The organism is Streptomyces sp. HSW2009, from assembly GCF_040240285.1.
In the GTDB taxonomy this organism is placed as follows: Bacteria; Actinomycetota; Actinomycetes; order Streptomycetales; family Streptomycetaceae; genus Streptomyces.
This window is the reverse complement of the sequence record NZ_JBEHZD010000468.1, coordinates 1-6,443: the sequence shown is the minus strand read 5'-3', so window position 1 is coordinate 6,443 and position 6,443 is coordinate 1. Positions and strand designations below refer to the sequence as shown.

General features: G+C 72.6%; 6 protein-coding genes. 5 read left to right on the top strand and 1 reads right to left on the bottom strand.

Going from position 1 to position 6,443, the window contains the following annotated elements; all coding sequences use genetic code 11:
* A partial coding sequence (locus AAHZ94_RS26455) for a beta-N-acetylhexosaminidase (protein ID WP_349995832.1) occupies positions 1 to 1,354 on the top strand: 1,354 nt, incomplete at its 5' end.
* Positions 1,355 to 1,793: 439 nt separating this feature from the next.
* Here the strand turns inward: AAHZ94_RS26455 and AAHZ94_RS26450 are convergent.
* Positions 1,794 to 2,408: a TetR/AcrR family transcriptional regulator gene (locus tag AAHZ94_RS26450; protein WP_349995830.1), complete on the bottom strand. Its 615-nt coding sequence runs from the start codon at positions 2,406 to 2,408 to the stop codon at positions 1,794 to 1,796.
* 70 nt (positions 2,409 to 2,478) lie between these two features.
* On the opposite strand from AAHZ94_RS26450, the gene AAHZ94_RS26445 reads away from it, so the two are divergent.
* From AAHZ94_RS26445 to AAHZ94_RS26430, 4 genes are all read left to right on the top strand, one after another.
* On the top strand, positions 2,479 to 3,372 hold the full coding sequence (locus tag AAHZ94_RS26445; RefSeq protein ID WP_349995829.1) for an NADP-dependent oxidoreductase: 894 nt from the start codon (positions 2,479 to 2,481) through the stop codon (positions 3,370 to 3,372).
* A gap of 357 nt (positions 3,373 to 3,729) precedes the next feature.
* Positions 3,730 to 3,900 carry a hypothetical protein gene (locus AAHZ94_RS26440; RefSeq protein WP_349995828.1) on the top strand — a complete coding sequence of 57 codons (171 nt, stop codon included), beginning with the start codon at positions 3,730 to 3,732 and terminating at the stop codon, positions 3,898 to 3,900.
* Between the two features lie 874 nt (positions 3,901 to 4,774).
* Positions 4,775 to 5,668, top strand: coding sequence for a DUF4328 domain-containing protein (locus tag AAHZ94_RS26435; RefSeq protein ID WP_349995826.1), 894 nt, complete (start codon positions 4,775 to 4,777; stop codon positions 5,666 to 5,668).
* A 78-nt stretch (positions 5,669 to 5,746) separates the two neighbouring features.
* The coding region (locus AAHZ94_RS26430) for an RNA polymerase sigma factor (RefSeq protein WP_349995833.1) at positions 5,747 to 6,443 on the top strand (697 nt) is incomplete at its 3' end.

The window sequence follows — 6,443 nt, the reverse complement described above, 5'->3', positions numbered from 1 at the left end:
GGCCCTCCGCCGGGCCACCCCCGCCCGGCCCGCCGGGCCGCGGGCCGCCCGCGGGGCCCGGGCCGCCGCCCCCGCGCCCGCCGCCCGCGCCGCTGCCGACCAGATCGCCCGCGAGTCCTACGTGCTCACCGTCCGCGACGGGCAGGCCCTGATCACCGGCAGCGGCCAGGCCGGCGTCTTCTACGGCACCCGCACCGTCCGCCAGGCGCTGCGCTCGGGCGGCGGCGAACTCCCCGCCGGCGTCGTACGCGACCGCCCGGACCGCGCCCAACGCGGACTCATGATCGACACGGCGCGCAAGCACTTCCCGGCCCGCTGGATCGAGGCCCGGGTGCGCGAGGCGGCCGACCTCAAGCTGAACCAGGTCGGCCTGCACTTCACGGACGACCAGGGCTTCCGGATCGAGAGCAGCTCACACCCGGAGGTCGTCTCCCGACAGCACCTGACGAAGGAGCAGGTCCGCCGGATCGTACGGCTCGCCGAGCAACTGCACGTCGCGGTCATCCCGGAGATCGACTCGCCCGGCCACCTGGGCACGGTCATCCGCGCGCACCCCTCGCTGCAACTGCGCGGCGTGGACGGGCAGACCCCGCGCGGCACCGTCGACATCTCCGCCCCGGGCGCCGCGCGCATCCTGGACGACCTGCTGCGGGAGTTCGCGCCGCTGTTCGCGACCCACAGCGGCGGCGGCCCGTACTGGCACCTGGGCGGCGACGAGTACCAGGCGCTGACGGTCCGCAACCCGGAAGACACCTTCCCCGACCTCGCCGCTGCGGCCCGGCGCAAGTACGGCAAGGGCGCCCGGGTGCAGGACCTGGCGACGGGCTGGCTCAACGACCGGGCGGCGGTGGCCCGCAAGGCCGGCGCCCGGGTCAAGTCGTGGAACGACGGCTTCTTCCGCGGCGGCGTCGTCCACGCCGACCGGGACCGCGAGGTGGAGTACTGGACGGGCAAGGAGATCGGGGCCAGACAGCCCGAGGAGTACCTGCGCGAGGGCCGACCGCTGATCAACGTGAACGACGAGTACCTCTACTACGTACTCGGCCAGCCCAACGACTTCACCTACCCCACCGGCCAGCGCATCTACGAACAGTGGTCGCCGCGGGTGGTACGGGGCACCGAGCCGGTGCCGGCCGAACTGGGCGGCCCTGACCGGATCTTGGGCGGTCGCTTCGGCATCTGGTGCGACATCGCCGACGCGCAGACCCCCGAACAGATCGCCCGCGGCATCCGCGGCCCGCTGCGCGCCCTGTCCCAGCGCGTGTGGGACCCGCGCCCACCGACGCGCCCGTGGAAGGAGTTCGCCGCACTGGGCGACCGGGTGACGGCAGAGCCTGCGGGCTCGGGGCACTGACGAACGGGGCTCGCCCTTCTCGTGGGGGCGAGTGGGGTGGGTACCTCGGCTTTTTGGGGCGAGTGGGGCGAGTGGGGTGGGCGGGGCTGGTTGGGGGTCGGCTAGGTGCGGGTGCGGGTGCGGGTGCGGGTGCGGGGGCTGGCGGATGGTGCATCGGTCGTACGGCGTGGTGCGGTGCGATGGCGTACGGCGTGGGGCGACGGTGTCCGGGGCGGTGGGGTGCCGCGGTGCGATGGCGTACGCGGTGGCGGGGCGCCCAGCGCGATGGCGTATGAGGTGGTGGGCGCCGCAGTGTGACGGCGTATGAGGTGGTGGGGATGGGGCGCCGTGCCGCGGCGCGGGGTGTGGCGGTCGGCGTCCTGCCGACCAGTGCTGCGGTGTGGTCGGTCGGATCGGCGGTGCCGGCCTTCCCGCTGGCCTCCCGCTGGTCTTCGCGGCCTTACTCGGCGGTCTGCTCTGCCGTTCCCTGCTCCGGCCCCGTCGGGCAGGCGACCTCCCAGGCCGCTTCGATCATCCGGAAGACCTCGTCCACCGCGGCCGGCGGGTCGTCCGCCTCGCGTGCCACGGAGTAGGCGTCCACGACGAACCGGGCGATCGAGCGGCCGGCCGTGCTGGTCAGCGGCAGGCGGGGGTCGTCGTCGATGGCCGCGGCGAGCGCTTCCGCATGGCGCAGCCGCATCGACTCCTCGTACTCGCGGAGTGCGGCCGAGCCCGCGATCATGTTCCAGATCGGCCCGGCGCCGTCCGCCGTGCAGTGTGCGACCAGTGCGTGGATCTCCTGGCGCAGCGCCGGCAAAAGCGGCGCGTCCGCGGCCCGCTCGGTGACCGCCCGGGTGAGTCGGTCCTTGAACTGCCAGTCCTGCTCGAAGACCAGCGCCTCCTTGGACGCGAAGTGGGAGAAGAGCGTGGTCACGGCCACGTCCGCCTCGGCGGCGACGTCCCGGATGCCCACCTCGTCGTACCCCCGTTCCAGGAAGAGCCACAGGGCGGCGTCGGCGATCTTCTGGCGGGTTGCGGCCTTCTTACGTTCCCGGCGGCCAGTCGGCATGGTCATGACGTCAGGCTAACAAATCCAACTCCAAATCCGTTGCGAAAAACTAACCGCTAGCGTTACGCTACGTCACATGAGGAAAATCAACTTCGCCGAGTTCGGCGGTCCCGAAGTGCTGCGCCTCGTGACGGCCGACGAGCCCCACCCAGGCCCCGGCCAGGTGCGCATCGCGGTGCGCGCGGCCGGTGTGAACCCCGTCGACTGGAGAATCCGCGAAGGCCAGAAGTTGCAGGCCCACCCGATCGCGCTGCCCGCCGGGCTCGGTCTCGACGCGGCCGGAGTCGTCGACGAGCTCGGCCCGGGCGTCGAAGGCGTCGAGCTCGGCGATCGCGTCTTCGGCGAGGGCGTCGACACCTATGCGGAGTTCGCGGTGCTGTCCGCCTGGGCCCCGATGCCCGCGGGCCTCTCGTTCCAGGAGGCCGCCGGCTATCCCTCGGTGGTGGAGACCGCGCTGCGCGTCATCCGCGAGGTCGGCGTGCAGCCAGGACAGACACTGCTGGTCAGTGGCGCCTCCGGGGGAGTGGGCTCGGCCGTGCTCCAGATAGCCAGGGACCGCGGCATAGCGGTGATCGGCACGGGCGGCGCCGCCAACCAGGACTATCTGCGCGACCTGGGCGCCCGCGCCACGACGTACGGCCCCGGCTGGGTGGAGCGGGTGCGGGCGATCGGTCCGGTCGATGCCGCGCTCGACCTGTCCGGCTCCGGCGTGATCCGCGAACTCGTCGAACTGACCGGAGACCCCCAGAAGGTGATCTCCATAGCCGACCTCGGAGCCCCGACCCTCGGCGTCCGCTTCTCCGGCGCCGCAGGCAGCGTGCCCGACGCCCTCGCCGAAGCCGTCCGCCTGATCACCCTCGGCAGGCTCCACATCCCCATAGAGAAGGAGTACGCATTGGCGGACGCTGCCACGGCCCACATCGACAGCCAGGCCGGCCACACCCGCGGACGCCGGGTCATCGTCATCTAACCGACCCCTCAACCCCCGGCGCCGCGCGCACAGGTCGTCGCACCGGCCAACCAGGCTGCGGCGACCGCGTACGGAGCCTCCCGTAGCAGTGCCGATGCTCCGCCTGCCTGGCGCCGGCCGGACTGGTCGGCATGTCGCTGGTGGTCCTTGGGGGCTGGGTGCTGCATCTGCTCGGCGCCGCCGAACGCCAACGCCGGGCGGCCATCTGTGAGTTGGCCGTGCCGTCCCAGCCGCGCCCTGCCCTGTCCGGACCGCTACTGGCGTCGGCGGCGGCGCTCGCCAGGAACCGGGCCAGTTGGCGACTGGTGACCTGCTTCGGGGTTCTGGGTCCCTGGCCGCTGGTGACCCTGCTTCGGCATGGTGCTGGTGTGGGGTGCACCGCTCGCCGCTACCCTGCCGCCCCAAGCCGGCTACTCCATACAGGCACAGAGCAAGACTGGAACCCCGCACGTCCCCCAGCCCGTGGACCGCGACGCCGAGCACACGGTCACGGTACGGACGGACACGGGCGGTGTGGAGATCCACTGATGCGCAGGCGGTTCGGCGGCGCGACCGCCTCCCGCCGAACCGCAAGCCGACGTCCCTATCCGCAAGGCCGTAGTCGGCGCCATCGAGGCGGGCCACCGGCCGCCGGCCGCCTCCGGCGTACGGCCGACGTCGGCGTGATCGGCGCCGATATGCCGGTACCGATGCCGTACTACTCCTCCGTCCGCTGGAAGAACTTCTAGCGAACGAAACGAGGGGCTTGGCGCGAGTGGGCTGCGGCACACGCGGGGGGAGCGGTGGGAGGGGGCGGGGGGCGGGGGGAGGGGGAGGGGGAGCCCCCATGTCTCGACAAATGGACCCCCGCCCCGCGCCCCCTTGGTCACATCTAGGTCACATGTCCGCCGGAGGCATCACCCCACGACCGTCACGTGGCCAACCCATGCCCGGCGCGCACCGGTCGAGCCCGGTGAAATGCCTGGTCAGAGGCTGGCCAGCGAGGTGGTGGAGAAAAGAGAAGCCCCACCCGGAGGTGGGGCTCACTCAAGACGGCCGGGGCCGCCACCCCCCACAGGAGAGGCCCCGACCGCCGTACGAGACGGACCCGCGTACGAGCCCGTATCCCCTTCAGCGCCGTGCGCCTCGAATGCGTCACACCGGCGCTCGAAACCGGTCTGGACGCGGCCTAGCGGATGCCCGTAACGTGCAGGTCCGCGCCGCCAGGCGCGTCTTTTGCATATCTCTTCGCGGCGTGGACCACCGGCCGCGACCCAGGGGGCCTGACATGTATCCGTGCGGGAATTGCCGCGCCACCGCTGTGGGAGCCGACGGGCGCTGTGCCGCCTGTGGCGCCTACCAGCAGCAACAGCCGCTGCCGAGCGCGCCTCCGATCGGCTACCCGTCCCCAGCGGTCCCGGGCATGGGGATGCCCGTTCCGGTCGACCTGCGCCGGGGCCTGTCCACCACGCTGACGGTGCTGTTCCCGGTCATGCTGGTCACGTTGGCGCTCGTGCTGATCGCCGAGCTCAACCAGTTGGGCGTCGTGGGGGACATCAAGGACGGCAAGTCCGTCTCGTACGGGAAGGCGGAGGACGCCGACGACTTCGCGGTGGCCATGTCGTTCCTCAATCTGGTGGCCGTGGTTCCGGTCATCGTCGTGTGGGCCGTCTGGTTCCGGCGGTTGCGGCTCAATGCGGAGACCTTCGCGCCGGGGCAGCACCGGTTCAGCCCCGGCTGGGCGGCCGGCGCCTGGTTCACGCCGGTGGTGAACCTGTGGTTCCCGAAGCAGATCGCCAACGACATCTGGCGGGCGAGTTCCCCGCAGGGCCCGCACGCCGCCCCCCGCGGCCTGCTCAACGCCTGGTGGGTGACGTTCCTTGCGGGCGGCATCGTGGGCACGTGGGGCCAGTTCATGTACGACCAGGCGTACGACGACATGGACAACGGCGTCACCAGCCTGGCGGAGGCCAATGACCTGCTGGACGACATGCACACCGGCCTCGCCATGAGCGTCGTCTCCACCCTGGTGCTCATCGTCTGCGCGATTCTGGCGATCATCCTCGTCCGCCAGATCACCCGCATGCAGGAAGGACGCGCCGCGCTCGGCCCGCAGGGCGGTCCCCCGCCGTTCGGCACGCCCGGCGCCGCTCCGTACGGGGCGCAAGCCCAGCCCTACGGGGGCGCCGCCCCCTACGGCGGCCCGCAGTACGGTGGACAGCAGTACGGCGCCGCCCCCGGTACGCCTCCCGGGCCCGGGTACCAAGCGCCGGGACAGCAACAGAACCCGTACGGCTCGGGTCCCACCGGATACTGAGCCTGAAGGGCGGCCCGGACGACGACCACGTACGGCGCCGCTGATCAGCGGATTCTCCAAGTGGAGCAGGATGAGGGCGTGCAGGGGGACGACGGGGAGTTGACCGCCGCGGTCCGCGCGGCGCAGGAAGGGAACGAGGCCGCCTTCCGGACCGTCTACCGATCCGTGCACCCACGGTTGCTCGGATATGTGCGGACATTGGTTGGCGAATCGGATGCGGAGGACGTCACTTCCGAGTCCTGGTTGCAGATCGCCCGGGACCTCGGCAGGTTCAATGGCGACGCCGACCGGTTCCGGGGCTGGGCGGCGCGCATCGCCCGCAACCGGGCGCTCGACCACATCAGGATGCGCGGGCGGCGCCCGGCGATAGGCGGCGACGAGACCGAACTCGCCGACCGGCCGGCCGACGCCGACACCGCACGCGAGGCCCTGGAGTCGCTGGGCACCGGGCACACGCTCGCACTGATCGCCCAGTTGCCCCGTGACCAAGCCGAAGCCGTGGTGCTGCGGGTGGTCGTGGGGCTCGATGCGAAGAGCGCGGCGGGGGTGCTGGGCAAGCGCCCCGGCGCCGTACGGACCTCCGCACACCGCGGGCTGCGCCGGTTGGCCGACCTCATCGAGGGGCCACCCACCGACTCCGAAGACCCTCCGGAGCGGCGGTCCGGCGACGCGCCGGGCGACGGCGGCCAGGCCGCCCCCCCCGGGGGGGGCCCGCCCCCCCCCCCGGGGGGGCCCCCGGGGGGCCCCGCGGGGGGGGGGGCGCGCCCCCCCCCCC